At 45.9% G+C, this 21,244-nt stretch carries 17 protein-coding genes; 10 read left to right on the forward strand and 7 right to left on the reverse strand.

Annotated features, from left to right (window positions below; genetic code table 11):
- Positions 1-162: 162 nt before the first annotated feature.
- The 3 genes from QT998_RS11735 to QT998_RS11745 all read left to right on the forward strand — a co-directional run bounded on the left by QT998_RS11735 (position 163) and on the right by QT998_RS11745 (position 4,771).
- Complete coding sequence (locus tag QT998_RS11735) at positions 163-1,182, forward strand: ATP-binding SpoIIE family protein phosphatase (RefSeq protein WP_333091450.1); 1,020 nt, start codon at positions 163-165, stop codon at positions 1,180-1,182.
- Between the two features lie 48 nt (positions 1,183-1,230).
- On the forward strand, positions 1,231-2,823 hold the full coding sequence (locus tag QT998_RS11740) for an ATP-binding protein (protein ID WP_333117499.1): 1,593 nt from the start codon (positions 1,231-1,233) through the stop codon (positions 2,821-2,823).
- Positions 2,824-3,298: 475 nt separating this feature from the next.
- Positions 3,299-4,771: an MBOAT family O-acyltransferase gene (locus tag QT998_RS11745; protein WP_333117497.1), complete on the forward strand. Its 1,473-nt coding sequence runs from the start codon at positions 3,299-3,301 to the stop codon at positions 4,769-4,771.
- A gap of 183 nt (positions 4,772-4,954) precedes the next feature.
- Here the strand turns inward: QT998_RS11745 and QT998_RS11750 are convergent, their stop codons facing one another.
- Positions 4,955-5,779, reverse strand: a complete 825-nt coding sequence (locus QT998_RS11750) for a sulfurtransferase (RefSeq protein ID WP_333117496.1) — start codon at positions 5,777-5,779, stop codon at positions 4,955-4,957.
- A gap of 100 nt (positions 5,780-5,879) precedes the next feature.
- Positions 5,880-6,887, reverse strand: coding sequence for a hypothetical protein (locus tag QT998_RS11755; RefSeq protein ID WP_333091457.1), 1,008 nt, complete (start codon positions 6,885-6,887; stop codon positions 5,880-5,882).
- Positions 6,888-7,574: 687 nt separating this feature from the next.
- Here QT998_RS11755 and glmU point away from each other — a divergent pair.
- From glmU to QT998_RS11770, 3 genes are all read left to right on the forward strand, one after another.
- Positions 7,575-8,960, forward strand: a complete 1,386-nt coding sequence (gene glmU, locus QT998_RS11760) for a bifunctional UDP-N-acetylglucosamine diphosphorylase/glucosamine-1-phosphate N-acetyltransferase GlmU (RefSeq protein WP_333091458.1) — start codon at positions 7,575-7,577, stop codon at positions 8,958-8,960.
- Between the two features lie 747 nt (positions 8,961-9,707).
- Complete coding sequence (locus QT998_RS11765) at positions 9,708-11,966, forward strand: ribonucleoside-diphosphate reductase subunit alpha (RefSeq protein ID WP_333117489.1); 2,259 nt, start codon at positions 9,708-9,710, stop codon at positions 11,964-11,966.
- 126 nt (positions 11,967-12,092) lie between these two features.
- Complete coding sequence (locus QT998_RS11770; RefSeq protein ID WP_333091461.1) at positions 12,093-13,127, forward strand: ribonucleotide-diphosphate reductase subunit beta; 1,035 nt, start codon at positions 12,093-12,095, stop codon at positions 13,125-13,127.
- An 861-nt stretch (positions 13,128-13,988) separates the two neighbouring features.
- Here the strand turns inward: QT998_RS11770 and QT998_RS11775 are convergent.
- From QT998_RS11775 to QT998_RS11785, 3 genes are all read right to left on the reverse strand, one after another.
- Positions 13,989-14,480, reverse strand: a complete 492-nt coding sequence (locus tag QT998_RS11775; protein WP_333117486.1) for a hypothetical protein — start codon at positions 14,478-14,480, stop codon at positions 13,989-13,991.
- 446 nt (positions 14,481-14,926) lie between these two features.
- The gene (locus QT998_RS11780) at positions 14,927-15,688 is read right to left on the reverse strand and encodes a tetratricopeptide repeat protein (protein ID WP_333117485.1); all 762 of its coding nucleotides are present in this window, start codon (positions 15,686-15,688) and stop codon (positions 14,927-14,929) included.
- Positions 15,689-15,705: 17 nt separating this feature from the next.
- Positions 15,706-16,320, reverse strand: coding sequence for a hypothetical protein (locus tag QT998_RS11785; RefSeq protein WP_333091465.1), 615 nt, complete (start codon positions 16,318-16,320; stop codon positions 15,706-15,708).
- 195 nt (positions 16,321-16,515) lie between these two features.
- Between QT998_RS11785 and QT998_RS11790 the strand changes: the two genes are divergently transcribed.
- The 3 genes from QT998_RS11790 to QT998_RS11800 all read left to right on the forward strand — a co-directional run bounded on the left by QT998_RS11790 (position 16,516) and on the right by QT998_RS11800 (position 18,518).
- On the forward strand, positions 16,516-17,763 hold the full coding sequence (locus QT998_RS11790; RefSeq protein ID WP_333091467.1) for a WD40 repeat domain-containing protein: 1,248 nt from the start codon (positions 16,516-16,518) through the stop codon (positions 17,761-17,763).
- 69 nt (positions 17,764-17,832) lie between these two features.
- On the forward strand, positions 17,833-18,156 hold the full coding sequence (locus QT998_RS11795; RefSeq protein WP_333091468.1) for a hypothetical protein: 324 nt from the start codon (positions 17,833-17,835) through the stop codon (positions 18,154-18,156).
- Entirely contained in the window at positions 18,153-18,518 is a 366-nt protein-coding gene (locus QT998_RS11800) for an aspartyl protease (protein ID WP_333091469.1), read from the forward strand. Before QT998_RS11795 ends, QT998_RS11800 begins: the two co-directional genes overlap by 4 nt.
- A gap of 237 nt (positions 18,519-18,755) precedes the next feature.
- On the opposite strand, the gene QT998_RS11805 is transcribed toward QT998_RS11800, so the two are convergent.
- Both QT998_RS11805 and QT998_RS11810 read right to left on the reverse strand, forming a co-directional pair.
- On the reverse strand, positions 18,756-19,691 hold the full coding sequence (locus tag QT998_RS11805; RefSeq protein WP_333117484.1) for an isoaspartyl peptidase/L-asparaginase: 936 nt from the start codon (positions 19,689-19,691) through the stop codon (positions 18,756-18,758).
- 64 nt (positions 19,692-19,755) lie between these two features.
- Positions 19,756-19,911 carry a DUF2256 domain-containing protein gene (locus QT998_RS11810; RefSeq protein ID WP_333091470.1) on the reverse strand — a complete coding sequence of 52 codons (156 nt, stop codon included), beginning with the start codon at positions 19,909-19,911 and terminating at the stop codon, positions 19,756-19,758.
- A 128-nt stretch (positions 19,912-20,039) separates the two neighbouring features.
- Here QT998_RS11810 and QT998_RS11815 point away from each other — a divergent pair, with 128 nt between their 5' ends.
- A complete protein-coding gene (locus QT998_RS11815) occupies positions 20,040-21,002 on the forward strand; it encodes an RNA methyltransferase (RefSeq protein ID WP_333218010.1) in 963 nt (320 codons plus the stop codon).
- Positions 21,003-21,244: the final 242 nt, after the last annotated feature.

Raw genomic sequence — 21,244 nt, forward strand, 5'->3', positions numbered from 1 at the left:
GAGAAACCGGGTTTCTTCGATTTTGGCGTTTGGTGACGAAAAATATTCCAATAAACCCGGTTTCTGAGATGATGAGTGATGACTACCCTTCTACTTCGCGAGCGGGCAAGATGACTAATGACTAATGGCTACTGACTAGCTTAAGATTAAAACTACAAAATAATGATAAATGCCTTAGCCCTGCCAGTAACAGAAGAAAGTCAAGTCGGAGAAGCGCGGCGAATTGCAGTCGCCCTCGCGGCCGAAGTCGGATTTGATGAGACCGATCGCGGTAAAGTAGCAATTGTCACCGCCGAAGCTGCAAAAAACGCGGTAAAACACGCCAGCGAAGGAGAGATTTTGCTGCAAACTGTAAAAACAGACGCAGGATATAGCATTGAAATAGTATCGTTAGACCGGGGGCCGGGAATGGCAAATGTCGGCCAGTGTCTGCGAGACGGTTTTTCGACTGCGGGAACTCTGGGAACCGGACTCGGCGCGATTAAACGCCTTTCTAGTTTTTTTGATATTCATTCTGTACCGAAACTGGGGACAGCTTTATTAATGCGCTTGGAACCGACTCAGAATCGCCTGGAAACTTCCCAAAACAGCAATTACTTGGAATTTGGGGTCGTCAGCTTGCCGAAAGCAGGAGAGCAAATTTGCGGGGATTCCTGGGCGACAGAAAACGATCGGGACAAAAATCTAATTTTAGTTGCTGACGGGCTCGGCTACGGGGTTTTGGCGGAGGAAGCTTCGCAAGAAGCTGTCCGGGTATTTGGGGAAAGTGCTAAACTCGGGCCGAAAGCTATTTTAGAGAAGGCGCACGCTGCTTTAAAAAATACCAGAGGAGCGGCTGCTGCGATCGCCCTGATCGATCGTACCCAACAAACAGTCTGTTTTGCCGGAATTGGCAATATCTCTGGTGTAGTCGTGACAGATAACCGCAGCCGCAGCATGGTTTCTTACAACGGTACTGTTGGACATCGGATGCTCAAAGTAGCAGAATTTGTCTATCCTTGGTCGCCGCATTCCTTGCTAGTCATGCACTCCGACGGTTTGGCGACGCAGTGGGATTTCAACCGCTATCCGGGTTTGGCCGCGAGACATCCGGCTTTAATCGCGGCGGTGCTCTACCGGGACTTCAAACGGACTCGCGATGATATGACAGTTGTCGTGGCTAAGGTAAGACAACCAGCTTAATACATACCACTTTCAAAAAAAAATGAAACTGTAGGCGAGAACTCAAACATGATAGTCATCAGTGATTCCACAATCGAAAATCGAAAGTCGAAAATCGAAAATGGCATTAGTTACCCAATCCTGACGACGGAAGTCCGCTTTGAGCAAGATATCGTACAAGTACGCCAAAGAGCGCGCCAAATTGCTAAGGGGCTAGGATTCGATTCCCAAGCACAAACTCGCATCGCTACAGCAGTTTCCGAAATTGCCCGCAATGCTTTTAAATATGCAGGCGGCGGTAAAGTAGAATTTATTGTGGAAGGGGAATCGCGCCAATTTTTTCGGACTCGGATTTCTGACAGCGGGCCGGGAATTGCTGATTTATCGGCGGTTTTGAGCCCCGATTTTCGATCGCAAACCGGTGCGGGACTCGGTTTGGCGGCGGCGAAACGGTTGATGGATGACGTGCAAATCGATTCTTCGCCCGATCGCGGAACTGCTGTACAGTTAATTAAGCAGTTTTCTAAACAAATGCCTGCTCTAAGCGCGATCGAACTAAATCAATTAGTTGACAAACTAGCGCGCCAAATTCCCGAAGATCCCTACGCCGAAATTCAGCAACAAAATCAAGAATTGCTGCGTACTTTAGACGAACTCCGCCAGCGTCAAGAAGAACTCGTACAGTTAAATCAACAACTAAAAGATACCAATCGCGGAGTTGTGGCACTTTACGCCGAATTGAACGAAAAAGCAGAATTTCTCCAGCGCGCCAGCGAACTAAAAACCAGCTTTCTCTCCAATATGAGCCACGAGTTTCGCACTCCCCTAACGGCAATTTTAAGTCTTTCCGAGATTTTGTTAGAGCGCCTCGACGGAGAACTTTCACCAGAACAAGAAAAGCAAGTAAATTCTATTCACAAATCTGCCCTTTCTCTGGCAGAACTTGTTAACGACTCGTTAGATTTAGCCAAAGTAGAAGCTGGAAAAGTCACTGTTCGCGTTGCTGATTTTGAAGTCGAAGATTTGTTCAGCGTGCTGCGGGGAATGATGCGCCCCCTGCTACCCCAAAACTCTGCCGTTACTCTGATTTTTGAAGCGCCTCGGGAACTTCCAACCCTCACAACGGACGAGGGAAAACTTTCTCAGATTTTGCGAAATCTGATTTCAAATGCTCTTAAGTTTACTGAAGCCGGCGAAGTGCGAGTTGCTGCGGAAATGGAAGAGGAGGGAACTGTTACTTTTTCCGTGGCAGATACGGGCGTTGGTATTCCGCCAGCAGACCAAACGCGGATTTTTGAAGAATTTGTCCAAATCGAAAATCACTTGCAGAAGGGCGTGAAAGGCACGGGATTGGGATTATCTTTGTGTAAGAAAATGACTGAATTTCTGGGGGGAAGTATTGAAATTGAAAGTTCGCCCGGAGCGGGATCGACTTTTTTGGTCAATTTGCCGGTTGTGTATGATGGAGATTTAGAAAAACCTTTGGAAATGTCTGCTGCTAAGGGGGTGAAAACACCGCTTTTTCTAGCAAATTCTCGATCGCCTGTGCGGGATTCTGCAGCAAAAATTTTGGTGGTGGAGAATGAAGAGTGTCTTTCATTTTCCCAAGGACTTGCTGGCAGAAATTCATTGTATCGCGATCGGGGCTGCCAGCGGTGCTGAATGTTTGGGATCGTCGGTTAGTTTTTAGACTGGTTGCATCAATCTTCGATCGGGAAACCGCAGATTTAAGGTAGATTGACGCAGATATAGCCTTTCTGCGATCTCATAGGAGGTACTATCTGGGATAGGCCAAACCGGGCATAGGGCAAACCGGGCATAGGGCATACCTCACTTTTTTGAGAAAGGCTATAGGTTGACAAAAAGAAAGTTTATTTAATTTGTAACAGCATTTAACACTTGTACTGTAAAATGTATCAGTTCTAAGTTGCCGACTGTACAGTACGGACTTAGGCTGTGTTTTTGTTTGTGTTAGCGCGATCGGCTAAAATGCACGATCGATATCGTTTTTAGCAAAGGTTCGATCGCAAAATAATGCAACCTTAGCTAAGATCCAAAGCTAAGATCCAAACCCTTACCAAAATAAGCTCTTCTAAAATCTTCAATCTAAAATCGCCAAGCCAAAATCTAAAATCGCATGACTTTCATTTCCCTTCAATATGTCCTATTTTTGTTAGTTTTGTTAGCTGCTTACTGGTCAGTTCCGCTGCAGTGGTGGCGGCTGTTTATCATGCTGGTAGGTAGTCTGATTTTTTACGCTTCGCTGCAAATTTGGTACATTCCTCTGTTGTTAGTCAGTATTGTGTTTAATTACTGCTTGGCGATGGCGATTGGAGAACCTCTAGATTGGCGGATTGCTAATGCTTCTTGGAACCGCCGCCGTTTGTGGTTGCTGTGGATCGGAATTGCGCTGAATGTGTTGCTGTTGCTGGGTTTTAAGTATGTGCCTTTTGTATTGAGTTCGATCGGCACTTTGTTGAATTGGCCAGTTGCTCTCGACAGCGCTAACTGGGTAAAAACTCACGTCATCGCACCCTTGGGATTGAGTTTCTTTTGCTTTGAGTGCATTTCTTATTTGATTGACGTGTACCGAGGCGCACCGGCGGCTACTTCGCTGCTGCACTTTGCTGCTTACAAGTTGTTTTTTGCGAAACTGATTTCTGGGCCGATTACTCGCTATCACAACTTGATCTATCAACTAAAATCCCAGAGTTTTCCGACGCCAGATCGCATTTCTGAAGCACTTTGGACGATCGCCTTCGGTGCAGTTAAAAAAGGTCTTTTTGCTGACAACTTGGGAATTTATGTCGATTTAAGCTTTACTAACTTACAACGGGCGGGAAGCGAGGATTTGTGGCTGGCAATTTTTGCTTATGGGCTGCAACTTTATCTCGATTTTAGCGGCTATGTTGACATGGCGCGCGGTACTGCTTTGCTGCTTGGTTGGTATTTGCCACCAAATTTTGACTTCCCTTATTTTACTACCAGCATCGGTGATTTTTGGCGGCGCTGGCACATGACTTTGGGCGATTGGCTGCGAAATTATTTATATTTTCCGTTGGGTGGTTCCCGCGTCGGTTTGTGGCGCACTTGTCTCAATTTGTTCACCGTCATGTTAATTGCGGGAGTTTGGCACGGGGCGGCTTGGGGATTTATTGTGTGGGGGGCTTTGCACGGTTTGGCTTTGGCGCTGCACCGATTAACAGATGTGACTTTTAAGCGGTTGCGAATCGAGTTTTTGTGGGAAAATCCGATCGGGATGGCGATCGCTTGGCTGCTGACTCAGGCGATGGTTTTTAGTAGTTGGATATTCTTCCGCCTTCCCGATTTAAAAGATTCTGGATGGGCGATTTCCCATTTGTGGGGACACCCTGCTGACGTACAGTTTGCTAATAAAGTTTATGTGGAAGCTTTGGGTTTGGACAGAGTGCAGTTGGCTTGGATATTGGCGGCTGTGGCTGCAGCAATGCTGCTTAATTATGGCTTCAATCGCATTTTGAAAATTGAGTTAAATTGGCCGATGAAATTGGTATTAGTGCCGCTTTGTTTCTACGCAGTTTGGCTGTTAGCTCCCGAAGGCGGTTTGCCTTATATTTACTTCGATTTTTAGGGCATTATCTTAATATCGGTTTGTAGTAAGGACTTTAGTCCGCTTTGTAACTGGTTCCCAGGCTCTGCCTGGGAACCGATGTCCAGAGGCTCTGCCTCGCTTGGCTTTCATCGAGGCAGAGCCTCTGGATCTGCATTACCAGGCAGAGCCTGGTAACGAATAATTAATGCTTTGGTAAGTACCCTACAATTGATAGGAACACCAATCACTCCAGCTACCGACATAAAGTTTTGCATCGGGAATTCCGGCGATTTCTAAAGACAGTAAATTAACGCAAGCTGTCACCCCAGAACCGCAATAAACAATGATTTCTTCCGCTTTTCCTAATTCCGTCCACCGCTGTTTTTGTTCCGAGGTCGATCGCACTTTTCCAGTTTCATCCGTCACCCCTTGCCAAGGGTAGTTGACAGCACCCGGAATGTGACCTGCAATCGGGTCGATCGGCTCCCGCAAGCCCGCGTATCTCTCGCTCTCTCGCGAATCAACCAAAACCCTGTCCGGCAAGTCTTTTCGCTCTTTTACCGCCTGAATGTCAACGATCGCATCCCGCTGCAATTCCGGTACAAATTTACCCTCCCGAGATTCCGGCAAAATATTTGTTACCGGATATCCCGCCGCCTTCCAAGCGCCAAAACCGCCATCTAACAAAGCAACTTTGCTGTGTCCCATGTATCGCAGCAGCCACCACAAACGAGCCGCAAAAGCCAGCCGCGAATCGTCATAAGCCACAACTAAAGTTTCTCCTAAATTAATGCCAGCCGCACTCAATTTTGCCGCTAATTCTTCAATATTTGGCAGCGGATGTCTGCCGCCATGTTTACCAACTGCACTCGCGAGATCTCGATTTAAATCTAAATAAAAAGCTCCGGGAATGTGACTTTCTTGATATTGTTTTTGTCCCAATTCGACATCGGCGAGGGAAAACCTACAGTCAATAATTACAACTTGCGGATTTTCGGTATTGGCGGCCAACCATTCAGAAGAAACAATTAAATCGTTGTCATTCATAAGTGTTTAAATCGGTGTTTTATATCTACATTTGTGGACAAAAAATCTTCCTAATTAGGGCGGAATGCGGCGCACTTACCGCTTCTCGGATTCGGCTTTTTTAATTAGATTTCTTAGGAGTTTCTGGCTCCGGTTCTGGCTGTTCTGAATTAGATTTTTTGGGAGTTTCTTTTTCCGAAGTTGCTTTTTTGGAATTAGATTTTTTAGGAGTTTCTTTCTCGGAAGTTGCTTTTGGGGAATTAGATTTCTTAGGAGTTTTTTTATCCGGTTCGGCTTTTTTGGCTGGTGCGGGAGTTGGCTCTGGCTGGGGTGGATTTACTGCGGCTTCTTGAGCGTAAAGCAGGTATTTCTGATACTCGATTACTTTTGTCTGAGCTAGTTGATGGTTGGAGCTAGACACCGGTACTCTTCTCATCAACGATACTGCTTCTTGCCAGCGATCGCCAACTATCGTCCAATCTTCCTTGGTTTTTGCGACTCGCCCTAATTCTGCTGCTTTAACTGCGCTGTTAACTGCGTCTCGAAAAGTATCCGGTACAGTTGGTAAATTCGCTATTTCATCGGGTTTATTCCCCGCAGTTGCTGGCTGCTCGTTCAAAATTTTACCGACAAATGCTACTACCGCGATCGCCAACATACCAGTAACCAGCGCGACGACAATAAAAGTCGATCGCAACCGCTTCTCAAATACCGCTAATTCCGCCGATTGCTCCTCCTCAATATCACTCTGTGTCTCTTCTGTGCGATCTTCCACCTTCGCAACAGCAGCATCTGGCACAGATTCTTCTACAAAGCTCTGTTGTTCCAAAGTGCTGTTTTCTAAACTAAACTCCTGAATCCAAGCAGGCACAATCTGACCGATTTCTCGCCCCTCAACCTTCACTTTGCTAATCGAATCCGGCTGCAAATCTGTCAGTTGGCTGCGGACAAAATCAACTAATATATGTTCGAGCGGTACTTGCTCGGCTTCAAGAATTATATCCAAACAGTCGTCGTCGAGGTGCGCGGAGGCTGCGATCCCTTCAGATTGTAACTGGCTGTTTAGCCAAGATGCGATCGCCTGCGGATCTCCCTCCTTGGCAAGTTCCTGAAAATTAAGCTCTGTCATAGCTGGACACCTGATAATGCAGAAAGTTCGGCAACGGATTATGTAACGGATGGAAGTCCGAAGAAGGAAGAAGGAAGAAGGAAGGAGGAAGAAGGAGCAACTAATAGTTTTTTTGAGTTTAAAACACCATAACACCAATTTTTTATGAGGCTGCTCCCGAATCCGATCCCCCCTTAGCTTGCCCCCTACTCCCCCTTAATAAGGGGGGGGACAAGATTCCGATCAAAGTCAACCCCTACTCCCCTTCTTAAGGGGGATTTAGGGGGATCGAGATATTTGCAACTTGACATTAAATTGACATAAGTGAAATCCAACAAATAGTATAATCTATCGCGGCAAATCGCAGATCGCAGATATAAACGATCGCTCTCGATCGCCCCCGCGGCATCCCTTCGGGAAAAACTGCACTCCTCACGAAAAACCTGAGTCCGTTTTGTAGTAAGGACTTCAGTCGTCGGAAATTTGATACCGTGCCCGGAGCTCTATCTACCCCAGGGCGATCGAGTCAAACCGCAAGCCTCGCGCCTCAAACCGACATCCGGCGGGAAAAAGACAGGGCACGCCCGGATTGAAGATTGGAGATTTAAGATTAAAAAATTGTGCGATCGCAGTGGCATCGACGGACTGTGAGTGATATCATCAGTTAGTCAATATTCAAGTTTTTATAGCAAAAAACTCGATCGCACAATGATAGCAATAGCAATTTTAGCGGCTGGACGCGGCACGCGCATGAAATCTGACTTGCCCAAAGTTCTCCACGAATTGGGCGGGCGAACCCTCGTTGAGCGAGTCCTTCAAAGTTGTCAAGAAATTGAAATTTCCCGGCGACTTGTCATAGTCGGTTATCGCAGCGAACTCGTTAAAGAATCTCTGATTGAAGGTAAAGAAATAGCGGACAATCCTCAATCTCCTCCCCTAGAATTTGTCGAACAAACCGAACAATTGGGAACCGGTCACGCCATCCAACAATTGCTGCCTCACTTAGAGGGATTTCAAGGAGATTTGCTGGTCTTAAATGGCGATGTACCTTTGCTGAGGGCAGAAACTATCAAACAATTGATGGCCGTTCACAAACAGCACCAAAACTCGGCTACTATATTGACAGCTAATTTGCCCGATCCTCAAGGATATGGGCGAGTATTTACCGACAGTCAAAACTTAGTTCAGCAAATTATAGAAGACCGAGATTGCACCCAAGCTCAAAAGCAAAACCACCGAATTAATGCAGGTGTTTACTGCTTTCACTGGCCGGATTTAGAGAAAATTTTGCCAGATTTGAAGGCAGATAACGACCAAAAAGAATATTACCTAACTGATACGGTAAGTAGCCTTTCTCCGGTGATGGCGGTGGATGTCGAAGATTATCAAGAAATATTGGGCATTAACGATCGCAAACATTTAGCCACAACTTCCGATATTTTGCAAACGCGGATCAAGGATAAGTGGCTGAGGGCGGGAGTGACACTTATCGATCCCCACAGCATTACGATCGATGATACCGTAGAGTTGCAAGCGGATGTGGTAATTGAACCGCAAACTCATTTGCGGGGAAAAACTTCGATCGCCTCCAGGAGTCGCATCGGGCCCGGATCTTTGATTGAAAACAGTCAAATTGGCGAAAATGTGACTGTGCTTTATTCGGTAATTTCTGACAGCATTGTCGCCGAAAATTCGCGAATCGGCCCCTACGCGCACTTGCGGGGACACGCCCAAATAGGCGCAAACTGTCGCGTCGGCAATTTTGTAGAATTGAAAAATGCTCAAATTGGCGATCGAACTAATATCGCTCACTTGTCTTATTTAGGCGACGCGAGTTTGGGAGAAAAAGTCAACATCGGTGCTGGGACAATTACCGCCAATTACGACGGAAAGAATAAGCACAAAACTCAAATAGGATCGGGAACTAAAATCGGTTCCAACAGCGTGCTGGTTGCACCGATAACTTTGGGAGAAAATGTTACAGTAGCAGCAGGTTCTGTCGTAACTGAAGAAGTGCCGAATGACTGTTTAGTAATTGCCCGATCGCGGCAAGTTGTCAAACCAGGTTGGAAACTCAAAGAACCGGAAAAATAACATTATTATGTACGCACATTCTTCTGTTGACTGCGCCGATCGCACCGGCTAGTTTTGTAGTTAATCTCTGTCGGTGGGGCGCAAAAGTCAACTAATCAAGCCACGAAAACTGAAACCAGCGTAATCGTGTTGTATGTAGCCTTTCTGTGTTCTCATAGGAGGTACTATCCGACATAGGGCATAGGACATAGGACATAGGGCATATCTCACCACGCTTGAGAACCGCTATAGCACTTCTCCTGACAGTTGCGGGACAGCGGCAGATTTGCATTGCTCTTTCCTCTTTCCGTCTGATGGCTGCTTTTCACCAAAACCGAATAGTCGCGGATTATAGCACAATTGAACGCGATCGAACTGCTTTGTTTAATCGCTGCCAGATTGATTGTAGAGCGAGGAAATGCTGCCTCTAATCCTACAAACCTAGTCATATAGCAATATGTAGCGTCTAGTCCCGATCTCAACGCTAGCAATAGCGTAAATTAATGTGCGAAGTGACAATAATTGATCTATACTGAGCGCAAATCACCGATCGAACTAGGCATCATCCTGGGGCGGATTTTCCCCGATCGGGTTTTTGAAAATATTTGCTTTGAAAGTCGATCGGTTCTGGTTGAAGCATTGCTTTTAACCTAGTCATTACGACTTTTCAATTGCCCATTTTTTATGTCTCAAGGGGTGGCACTTTATAATCCATTCCTGGATTCGTTTGCCTTCCTATCCACTGCGCCTTAATCGTTATTAATTGCCATGCAAGTTACATCTGTTGCCGAGTTTTCTACAAGCAATATTCAGGTGATTCGCCGAGATGGTTCTACGACGGAACTCGATATTACAAAAATTCGCGCAGTCGTCAACTGGGCTTGTCGAGAACTATCGGCAAACCCGATCGCCCTAGAAGCCAGCCTGACCACTAAGCTGCGTCCCGGCATTACAACCAGAGAAATTCAAGACAATCTGATCCGCTGTGCGTTGGAGTTGTGCAGTCCTGAAGAACCCGATTGGCGCTATGCCGCAGGGAGGCTGCACATTTGGAGTTTGTGGAAAGACATTCAGGTGAGTCGGGGCTATCAATATGGTGACTATGCCCGGACTGTGCAAGCTAAAGTCCTCGAAGGGCAGTACGATCGTCGCATCTTGACCTACACTCCCGCAGAGTTAGAAATTGCCAATGAGTGGATCGAGCCGGATTGGGATGCTGACTACGATTACGCTGGAGCCGTGTTGCTGACCAAACGGTATCTATTGCCGAATGAATTGCCCCAAGAATCCCTTTTGACCTGTGCGCTGTTGTTGGCCTGGGCGGAAGCACCAGAACAGCGGCTCCAGTGGGCCAAGCAGTTCTATGAAATGTTGGCACGCCGGCAGATTTCTTTGGCAACGCCGATTCTGGCAAACCTGCGAATTCCTGACGGTTCTCTCGCCAGTTGCTTTATCACCGCATTAGATGACAATCTCGAAAGCATTTTTTCTGGGATTCATGATGCCGCTAGGATCTCTAAAAACGGTGGCGGTGTCGGCGTGAATTTGTCTCGGATTCGCGCAACGGGCAGTTGGGTGATGGGGAAAGCCAATGCTTCGGGCGGGGTGATTCCCTGGGTGAAGCTGCTCAACGATACCGCAATCGCCGTCAATCAGGGCGGACGGAGAGCCGGGGCGATCACCGTCAGTTTAGATACCTGGCATTTGGATTTGCCCGAATTTTTGGAGATGCAAACCGAGAATGGGGATCAGCGGCGGAAAGCCTATGATGTGTTTCCGCAGTTGGTGGTTAGTGATGAGTTCATGCGACGAGTGGAAGCCGATGCGGAGTGGACGCTGATTGACCCCTATGAGGTGCGAACAAAGCTGGGCATCGAACTGGCTGAACTGTGGGGAGAATCTTTTGAAGCTGCCTACGCTCAAATCGAAGCCAGCTTGGATCGAGAAATTACGCTATACAAAAAGGTGAATGCTCGTCTGTTGTTCAAAGACGTGATGCGAACTCAGTTAGAAACTGGAATGCCCTATCTTTGGTTTAAGGATACGGTCAATCTGGCAAATCCTAATCAGCATCAAGGCTATATTCCAGGTGGAAATCTCTGTCAGGAATCTTGGTCGAATGTGAAGCCAGGGGAAGAAGCCCATACCTGTAACTTGGTCAGCCTTAATCTGGCAAATTTAGAAGATGATGCGCGATCGATCGAACAGATTTGTCAGACAGCCGTGCGGATTTTGGATAACACGATCGATCTAACCACACCGCCCTTTGCCGCCAGCACCACACATAACAACAAATATCGCACGATCGGAGTGGGCTGCATGGGGTTAGCCGATTGGTTGGCCAAGCGCCATCTAACTTACAATCACCTGCAAGAGATTAGCAATCTGTTTGAAGACATCGGTTACTATTGCACCGCCGCATCAATGAATCTGGCAAAAGAGCGAGGAGCCTATCCTGCTTTTCCCGGCAGTGAATGGAGTAAAGGTCATTTGGTAGGAGCAAAGCCCGTGAAGTGGTTTTTGGAAAACGCCCGTCAGCCGGAACGTTGGCAAACCTTGAGTCAGGCGATTCAACAGCATGGCATTCGCAATTCCCATATCACGGCGATCGCACCCAATACCTCTTCATCCTTAGTCCAAGGTTGTACTGCCAGTGTGTTGCCCGTTTATAGCAGGTTCTTCTATGAAAAATGGGCCAAAGGGACGGTTCCGGTTGCGCCACCTTACATTCGGGATCATTTCTGGTTTTACAGTGAAAACAAGACGCTGAATCAACGGGTGGTAATCCACGCGATCGCCACGATGCAGCAGTGGATTGATACAGGAATTTCAATGGAATTATTGTTCAATCTAAATGCAGGTGTGTATTTTCCTGATGAACCAGATCGCTCTCTCAAGGCAAAAGATATCTTTGACATCTTGGTGTTAGCTTGGCACTCTGGCTGCAAAGCAATCTACTACATTCGCACCGTACAGAAAGATAGTTTCAAAGAATCTAACGATGGCTGTGTTGCTTGCGCGAATTAACTGATTATTTCACGGTTGATAAACTGTGTTCATGAACTGCCCTCAATTGTTGTATTAACTATATCGGATGAACTCACAATGGTTTTAAGTCTAGCTACACCCATTCCAGCGACTGCATCAAATCGAATGCCAATTAACCCCGTGTTCAATCCCCTGGGGAATGATGCAACAGGAAATCGCAAAATTTGGTTTGGCGAAACAACCAACTTAATGCAGTTGAACGATGTTCGCTACGGCTGGGCAGTTGGGCTGTACCGACAAATGCGGGAAAACTTTTGGATTCCTGAAAAAATTGATGTGACTCAGGATGTGACTGATTATGCTAATCTCACGACTGGGGAACGGCGAGCTTTTGATGGCATCCTCAGCTATCTGACATTTCTCGATTCGGTACAAACCTGCAATGTGCCGCACATCAAAAATAGTGTTACCGCACCCGAAATCTCCTTGTGCATGGCGGAACAAATTTCTCAGGAGGCAATGCACAATCAGTCCTATCAGTACATCATTGAAACCATTGTTCCTAGCGATCGCCGTTCCCAAGTTTATGAGTTTTGGCGCAGCGATCGAGTGTTGAAACAGCGCTGTCAATTCATCGCCGGACTGTATCAAAAGTATGTTGACGATCCAACCCCAGAAAACTATTTTGTCTCGCTGATGGCAGATTATCTGCTAGAAGGGTTGTACTTCTACAATGGATTCAACTTTTTCTACAATCTGTCCTCACGGATGCTGATGGCTGGAAGTGCCGATATCTTTAGAATGATCAACCGAGATGAACTTTCCCATGTGCGGCTGTATCAGAAATTACTTCCAGAAGCGATGGAAATCTTTCCGCACAGTCAGGAGCAAATCTACGAAATGTTTGCGACTGCGGTGGAACACGAGTCTCAGTGGGCCGAGCACATTGTTGGAGATAGCATTCTAGGTATCACAACCAGCAGCACAGAGCAATATACAAAGTACCTTGCGAATCAGCGACTCAAGGCGATCGGCTTAGAACCGCTTTTTCCTGATATGAAATACAAGAAAAGCCCCTACGCTCATTTGGAGCGATTTTCGGATACAAAGAAAGAGGCAAACACAAAAGCCAACTTCTTTGAGTCCAGTGTCACCAGTTACGTGATGTCTTCTAGCCTTGAAGGTTGGGATGATTTCTAGCTTTTCACCATCGAACTGACACTCTTGATTGATTTGTCGCGGGGAATGTCAGTGGGCTAAAGTCTAAGATGTTCTTGATTGAATGTTAACGAAATATTTATTAGCTTTTGTTTTCCCCCGATCGCACAAAAGCTAATAATATATATAACCTTTCGAGCGAAGGACACACCCACAAACTAACAACAGCTTAAAGGAACGAAAATTTAATAAATTAAACATCTGCCACACTTCTATCTCTCCAGAAGCTCAGGGTTAAAGAGAGGCATATCCTCCCCAATCTGCATTACCAGGCAGAGCGAAAGTAACGCGCCAATCGCTTAATTTATATCGTTTCCGGTTACATCGGAATGATGTTAACTGTCAACAGTCAATAGTGAATTTACTATTGCGATGAAGAGAGGATTTGATATTATTAAATTTTAATTCCTTAGTGCGATCGCCCTCTCCCTTTCTCCCCTTCTCCCCTTCTCCCCCTCAATCCCCCTACAAAATCTATATGAGCAACAGCTTACTCGCAGACTCGCCCAAAAATTGATGCGTAACGGCGATTCAACCCAATCCGCGCCAACAACTCCTCTCTTAGCGGGCGGTTGAAACGCATCCCAAACTTTCCTTTCCTTCTAGGCCAGAAGCACTAAAGAATCAAGGGGGTATTTAAGTCGGATTTTGTATTATTCATAGATTAGCTTAAAAATTTCTCCCCTACAACTAATGTCACGAGTTTACTTGCGCCTTGGTTTGAGATAAGCTGTGGGGTGGCGAATAATCTTAAATAAACGCATAAAAACGTTGATAAATCTCAGCAATTAGAGCTTTAGCTACCATCAACAGCTTTAGCAAAGAAATATGAGACTGTGCGCATCAAAATAACACAATTTTCTCATTTTTAATCCCGATCGCTGACTTGTGCGGTGCTAAATTCAGATACTCGCAAATCAAGTCAACAGTTTTTTGCTGTTCTTTGGCGATCGCATTACTTCCCAAACAAACGCGATCGCCCCCCAACATCAACAAATCAACATAGTAGCTGAAATTCCCCTCGCTATCTGCTATTGCGTTTAATTCCACCGCACAAATATTGCGAGTTGAGCCTTGTGTAACGCGATTCAGCCACAAACCCCGTCGTTTAACGGTCATTTTGTCACAACTTTTATCAAAAATATAGATCTCATCTATTACGCCGTCCAACAAACACAGCGAAAACAACAAAAATATACCTCCACCTATCCAATTTGACCCGAAAACAATCTGCCCTAAGCCAATTACGATAAAAGGAGAAATTAATAACAAACCATCCCAGAATCTACAAGTTTGAATTGTGAGTTGAGTTGGTGTTTGCTTGATAACTTTCATAAGTCGATATTGGGATTTTTTAAACAAGGTTATTTAGAAACTAAGATTTAATAAATTAAACATCTGCCATACTCCTCTATTTCCCGAAGCGTCCAACTACAAGTTTTATAGAATTTTGACTTAGAACTTTAGTTTTCCTATTATTTTTACAGAAAAGGTCTTAACTACAATTATCAAACAGTTTTTTGTTCAGGTCAATTCATATAATTCATTAATTAAATTCAGAAAAGTCATAATTATTGTATGTTGAGGGCGGCCAAGATGCCAAACCCCTACTCCCCACAAGAGTTTATTCAAACTTGGCTGTAAAGTTGAGATGTTGGATAATTAGGACTTAGATAAAACCGAGAAACCGGACTTTTTACCGAATCGGCAGATTACAACGCATCTTTTTGCAAAAAACCCGGTTTCTTCAGTCGGAGTGTATCCAAGACTGCATCTGAACTTCACTTTCCCAGCATTCCCCAATAAACCGCGCCGTAAAGTTGAGCAGCCTGCATAGCTTCTTCGTCACAGCCTTGAGCTTTGAATAAAGTCTCGGCCTGTTTTAGATAGCCCATTGCTTGTTCTTTATTTTTTGTTTTGTCTTGAAGCATCAAAGCTAATCCCAATCTCAGGTGAGCATCAGCATCATTAGAATCACTTTTGATTGCAGTTTCCCAGTGGGTAATTTCCTCTGCTATAGTCTCCCATTTAAGTTCGTTAGAGTTGTCTGTGGGAAAGCCATCAAGACCGTAATTTCGGATATCCAAAAATGTCGCAATGACTTCGGCTTTTTTGTGCTTGCTTCCTAAACCAGTGCTGAAGGAAGAAGTTAGAGGAACACGTTGCTTACCTGAGTGCAACACAAGACAGATACGATAGGTATTGCTCTCGCTACTTGACATTTCCTGTATTTCCACACCTGAAATATCTTGAAGTAGGTGTTTGATAAGTTTCGTCTTGGCAATGAGTGGTTTATGCCGCTTGATAGTCAGATGACCGAGATTTTTGTCAAATGTAATTGTCTCAATCTCTACGAATATCATCAACAGCAAACCAACTACAGCAAATAAATAAACGAAAAAACTGCCAGAAGACAAACCCCCAAACAAACCGACCAATAAAAAACTCCCCCCAACAAATAGCTGTATCCAAAATGCGAACATTTCTACGAATTTTAGTTTATCTGATGTCTGTTTCATGATTTTATGTTTAATCAATTTCAAGTGAATGTGTATGTGGGTTATTTAGCCTTTGCTTGGACGATCCTCTTCGAGGGCTTCGCTAACGCGCTTTTGGTATTTTCAACAGCCTTGAGAGCATAACCATCGCCCGATCGCGCCTCCAAAGCTTTGTTAAAATGGATTAAAGCCGTTGGATAGTCTCGCTGCGCGTAGTAGACATAGCCGAGTTTCATCGATTGTTTGAACTCATCTTTGCTATCGGGTGCTAGAGAACTTTGAGGAGATAGCCCAGAACTCGGAGGTGATTTTTGACTTGGTGATGGAGAAGTGTTAAGATCCCCAGGAAAAGAAGAGGGCGATGGATTGTTATTTTTTAGTTCTTGATTCAGCTCAGAATCCGGGCTGTTTGTAAAATTTGCGCCATAAAATACTGAAGTAGTAAGACCTCCCAAAATAAACATTAGCAAGCCAGCACATTGAATCAAGAAAGTTTTTCTAATTTGTTGATTGCTCCAATTTTTGATATAAAAAACTAAGGCAGCACAGGGTACAATTAAGTAAAGCACTCCCCAAAAAGTTTCCTGTCCGAAAGCTTGAACTAATCCCCAAATATAGCCAACAAGACTTAAAATCAAACCGAGGCCAAAAAATAAGGCGATCGCAATACCAGGCATTTTGTTTCTCCGGTTAATGTAGAATTATTTAGCAAACTGTAGAAGTCAGGATTTCCGCAGATTTTTTACCCGAAACTCTTTTGGTTGTTTGCTGTGTTAAAAATAGATTAGCGGTGAAAGCAGTTTGATCGCGCACAGCGAATGTTAGGATTTTGGTTAGGAATTTGACTAGGAACTCGATCGCGACTGCCACAAATGACACCCTCAAACCTCGATAGACCAGAAGAACCTTTTACACGGGCTAGCCGCGACTGGGACATCGAAAAGCTTTACAGCGACTTAGCAAACGCCAAACAAGAATTTGCCCCCCACACCAGAAGAGGGCTGACACCAGTGGAAAAAAGGCATTTGTGCGGCTTGCTGTGCGGGTGCAGCCCGGCCGAAATAGCGGCACTTCTCAACAAACAAATCAAAGGTGTAGAGGTTGACTTATCTAAAACTTTGTATCGATATATAGAAACGCTGACAAATCGGCCCCGAAATGCTCTCAAAAATTGGAGAGACGCGATCGACTGGCTGGATATAGCCCGGTATAAAAAACAACTAAAAACCTCATCCGGCGCAACCTTAAAAGCCACTCTCCAACATTCAGACAGCATTCTATCCGCCGCCATCAGTCCCGACGGACAATTACTCGCAACAGGTTCCCACGACAGTACAGTGAAGGTTTGGAGTTTGCACAGCGGGGAACTGTTGCGGACTATTTGCGGACATTCAACAGCCGTGTTGTTAGTTGCTTTCAGCCCCGCTAGCAAAACGCTGCTGACACGATCGCGCGCGGGCACAGTCAAACTCTGGAACCTGCAAAACGGCGAACTGCTGAAGCGTTTAGCAGACGTACACCGCCACGAATCCGTCGCTGTGAGCCCCGACTGGCAAATTTTGGCGATCGGCACCACCAGAGGCACTGTCAAGCTTCAGCACCTCAACAGCGGCCAACTGCTGCAAGTTTTGGAAGGCTATCAAGGAGATGATATAAGTGCGATCGCCCTGAGTCCAAACGGCAAAATGTTAGTAGCCAGCGGCCTCAATGCAGCCAGCGGTTTCTGTCGCGCCACAGTCACTTTGTGGGAACTTCCCAGCGGCGAAGTGCGGCGAACGTTTGGCAGCGAAAATTATGTAGCAATTACTCCTGATAGCAAAATTCTTGTCAGTTACGGCTACAAAAATCTCGCCCTGTGGAATTTGCAAACAGGCGAATTATTGCATTCTATGGAAACAGGAATTCGCATCACTTCCGCCGCCATTAGCCCCGACGGGAAATACTTTGCTGTGGGTTGTTTTGACGGCACTGTCAGACTTTGGAATCTTGGCGGCGAGTTGCTGCAGTCTTTGGAGGGAAATTCGGGCCCTGTGTCTGCGTTGGCGATCGGGCATTTGGGCGAAAATCTGGTTAGCGGCAGCGAGAATGGTACAGTTAAACTTTGGCAGTTGCGAAGTTAAGATTGTTAAGGTCACAGGCGATATTTGCTAAAATAGATAAAATAGATTCAGAGCCAATACAAAAAAACTATGATAACAGCACCTGCCGGCTGGAAACCCCGCCGGATCTCTGACAAATACAAAAAAACTCCAATTTCTCCCGAAGAGAAAGCAAAACAAAAAGCTGAAAGCCAAATGCGGTGGCAGCGCTGTCGCCCGATTTTTGAACGAGTCCGTGACGAACTCATGGCGACTCACTATAATTGGTACGTTGTTATCGATCCTGATAGTGGCGAATATTTTGTTGAGAAAGATCAACTCGTCGCTTTTGGACAACTGCTAACAAATTATCCCCAGAAACTAATGGTTGTTCGGCGCTTGAATGAAACCGGAGTTTGCGGCAGTATTTTATGATTCAAGGAAGGTTTGATGAAGAGAGAAATCAAGTATTTTTTGAAATAAGTTTGGTAGGGAATGATGGCGAACTCATATTTGTGGATGCCCTTCTAGATACTGGATTCACCGGTTGGTTGGCGATGAACAGCCAAGATTTAGATTTTAATTGGCCACTTGTAGATGATCAATACCCCATGAATACGGCACGAGGAGAAGGTGATTTTAGTATTTATATCGGTACTGTACAAATTGACGGTCAAGAATTTAATGTTCCTGTGGTAGTAGGAGATGAGATCCCAGAAATTATCATCGGGATGGAATGGCTAAAAACTAAACGGTTAGTGGTAGATTTGGTGGCGGGAATCCTGAGTTTGGGGTAAAGTTGTCGGATCTTTATATAATATCCGGGCGATCGCTTATGATATAGGTAGGTTTGGTTGAAGAATGAAACCCAACACAATCTTCAATTTGACGTTGGGTGTCACTTCGCTCAACCAAACCTACGAATGATAATTTTATGATAATTATTCATCGGGACTTGATATTAAATAACACCGATCGAGCACCCCGACTCTTTGGAGAAGTCGGGGATCTGAACTAACGATCCAGAAAGCTTTTTAAGCAACAAAAATCAGCGTTCCCTGGTTGGATTCCAAAGTATCGCCCATTTGCGTACCGTCGTGAAAAGCACCCAAAATTACCTCGCTAGTTTTGCCGATCGCGATCGCACCGCTAGCATCAATCCCGATCGCCCCAAAATCCCGCTGGCGCGAGTCAGCTTCCGCAAAAGAACGCTCAAAAGCAGCCTTCAAACTCAAACCATCCGTTACCCGAATCACAATCCGCGCCGCCAAACACTCATCCATAATGTGCTCGCCGATACCCGTACAGCTAACCGCCGCATTACCAGTCGCGTAATTTCCCGCCGGCATCGCCGAGTCGCTAACCCGCCCGATCCGTTCAAAACCCTTGCCGCCAGTCGAAGTTCCAGCAGCCAAACCCCCCGCGGCATCCAAAGCTACAACTCCGATCGTACCAACACCAGCAGGTTCCGCCACCACATCAGCCATTGCCTTGCTAAAATTGCCTTGGCGTTCCTGCATCCACTCGTGCAAACGCAAATCCGTCATCGGATCGTAAATCGGCAAATGAAGTTCTCGCAGCAATTCCGCCGCCCCAAAATCAGACAATACCCGATCGTCCGAAGCCTGCAAAAACTTAGCAAGTTCGATCGGATTTTGAACCCGAGAAACATTAATCGCCCCGCTGAAACGCTGCAGCAAACCGTCCATCAGCGAAGCACTCATCCGAATTTGCCCGTCCGACTGCACCACAGAACCGGTACCGGCATTAAATCGCGGGTCATCTTCCAACAACCGACAGCCTTGTATCACCGCATCTACCGCACTCGCACCGTCTTTGAGCAGCGGATAAACGGCCTCCAAAACATCATAAAGCGATTTGCGAACCGCCTCAATTCCGCCCTTGCTGTGTAGAGAACTACCGGCACCGCCGTGAATAACTAACTTTGGTTGCACTTGTTGCGATGCCATATTTTTAACCATAAAATTTTTCTTTTGCAATCTTAGCTTTTGTTTGGCAAAGAGCAAAACATTTTTAATTTTCTGAACTGTTGCGACGGCGGCGACAGCGTTCCGAACAGTATTTCACCTCATCCCAGCAGTCGGCCCATTTTTTGCGCCAAGTAAAAGGTCGATCGCACACAGGACACATCTTAGTCGGTAAGTCAGATTTCGATCGCTGCTTAGCCATGCTAATTTTGACAAGACACTATCTTAAATTATCCGCGTTAATCCGCGTTAACCTACATTAAATCTGCAGTTTTCCGATAAATTCAAGGATTTATGCAATAACTATAATTCAGCTATCTCCCAGTAACAATGGTCGCAACGGCATTAACCAACATCCGAATCGTCTTAGTCGAACCCGCAGGGCCATTAAACGTGGGTTCAGTAGCCCGCGTCATGAAAAATATGGGTTTGCGCCAATTAATTTTGGTCAATCCCCAATGCGATCATTTAGGGCAAGAAGCCCGACTGATGGCCGTGCGCGCCGCCGATGTCTTGGAAACGGTTAAAGTAGTAGCAACTTTACCAGAAGCTTTGGTAGGATGTGTCAGGGCGATCGCCACTACAGGAGACGACAGTCGATCGCACCCAATGCAGCTAGAAGCACCCGCCGATGCTTTACCTTGGCTCCTAGAAGCCCCCAGCGCCCTAATTTTTGGTCGAGAAGACTGCGGCTTGACTAACAGCGAATTAAACCGCGCCCAGCGCCTGATCCGCATTCCCAGCAGCGATGCTTACACCTCCCTAAATCTCGCTCAAGCAGTCGCTATTTGCTGCTACGAATTATATCGGGAAGAAGGTTTCCGAAGGAAGAAGGAAGAGGGAAGAAGGAAGAAGGAAGAAGGAAGTTCGGCAGCGGATTTTGTAGCGGATTTAACGGATGCTACGCAGAGAAGGGAAAAGTCCGAGGGTATATTTTCCCAATCTCCCAATCCCCCCCTCTCCCCCTCTCCCAATCCCCCCCTCTCCCAATCCCCCCCTCTCCCAATCCCCCCCTCTCCCAATCCCCCCAACAGTGCTCCGCTGGAAAATTTAGAGGGATATTACCAGCAACTAGAAAAACTGCTGCTGAAAATTGGATATTTGCAGTCGCACACCGCAGCGAGTAGGATGGAAAAGTTTCGGCGTTTGTACAATCGCGCCTATCCGACAGTGGATGAAGTCGCCATGCTGCGGGGCACTCTCCGCCAAACAGATTGGGCAATAAAAAATTACGCGCGATCGCCAGTTTCTGATACTCTGGATGCGTTGCCGGAAAATCCAGCGGATAGCTAGGAGAAATGCAGATAATTTGGGAGGTAAGATTGAGGCTTGTTGGCGAACAGGATTTACCCGCTTGTCACCAAAGAAACTGGGTTTCTTGACTAAAAACCTCAACTTTAAGGTAATTTCCCGGCAAGAAACCCGGTTTCTACCACGGGTGCGTTTCGGATAAATCTAAAATTCCCAATCTAAAATCTCAAATTGATTGGCTGACAACCTAAAAAATCTTAAACTTGAAATTTACAGTGCAGAAG

Source organism: Microcoleus sp. S1D4 (genome assembly GCF_036700765.1).
Classification (GTDB): Bacteria; Cyanobacteriota; Cyanobacteriia; order Cyanobacteriales; family Microcoleaceae; genus Microcoleus.

Excerpts from the sequence above, each read along its gene's own strand:
- QT998_RS11735 (WP_333091450.1), top strand. The coding sequence starts at position 163 with ATGATAAATGCCTTAGCCCTGCCAGTAACAGAAGAAAGTCAAGTCGGA.
- QT998_RS11740 (WP_333117499.1), top strand. The coding sequence starts at position 1,231 with ATGATAGTCATCAGTGATTCCACAATCGAAAATCGAAAGTCGAAAATC.
- QT998_RS11745 (WP_333117497.1), top strand. The coding sequence starts at position 3,299 with ATGACTTTCATTTCCCTTCAATATGTCCTATTTTTGTTAGTTTTGTTA.
- QT998_RS11750 (WP_333117496.1), bottom strand. The coding sequence starts at position 5,779 with ATGAATGACAACGATTTAATTGTTTCTTCTGAATGGTTGGCCGCCAAT.
- QT998_RS11755 (WP_333091457.1), bottom strand. The coding sequence starts at position 6,887 with ATGACAGAGCTTAATTTTCAGGAACTTGCCAAGGAGGGAGATCCGCAG.
- glmU (WP_333091458.1), top strand. The coding sequence starts at position 7,575 with ATGATAGCAATAGCAATTTTAGCGGCTGGACGCGGCACGCGCATGAAA.
- QT998_RS11765 (WP_333117489.1), top strand. The coding sequence starts at position 9,708 with ATGCAAGTTACATCTGTTGCCGAGTTTTCTACAAGCAATATTCAGGTG.
- QT998_RS11770 (WP_333091461.1), top strand. The coding sequence starts at position 12,093 with ATGCCAATTAACCCCGTGTTCAATCCCCTGGGGAATGATGCAACAGGA.
- QT998_RS11775 (WP_333117486.1), bottom strand. The coding sequence starts at position 14,480 with ATGAAAGTTATCAAGCAAACACCAACTCAACTCACAATTCAAACTTGT.
- QT998_RS11785 (WP_333091465.1), bottom strand. The coding sequence starts at position 16,320 with ATGCCTGGTATTGCGATCGCCTTATTTTTTGGCCTCGGTTTGATTTTA.
- QT998_RS11790 (WP_333091467.1), top strand. The coding sequence starts at position 16,516 with ATGACACCCTCAAACCTCGATAGACCAGAAGAACCTTTTACACGGGCT.
- QT998_RS11795 (WP_333091468.1), top strand. The coding sequence starts at position 17,833 with ATGATAACAGCACCTGCCGGCTGGAAACCCCGCCGGATCTCTGACAAA.
- QT998_RS11800 (WP_333091469.1), top strand. The coding sequence starts at position 18,153 with ATGATTCAAGGAAGGTTTGATGAAGAGAGAAATCAAGTATTTTTTGAA.
- QT998_RS11805 (WP_333117484.1), bottom strand. The coding sequence starts at position 19,691 with ATGGCATCGCAACAAGTGCAACCAAAGTTAGTTATTCACGGCGGTGCC.
- QT998_RS11810 (WP_333091470.1), bottom strand. The coding sequence starts at position 19,911 with ATGGCTAAGCAGCGATCGAAATCTGACTTACCGACTAAGATGTGTCCT.
- QT998_RS11815 (WP_333218010.1), top strand. The coding sequence starts at position 20,040 with ATGGTCGCAACGGCATTAACCAACATCCGAATCGTCTTAGTCGAACCC.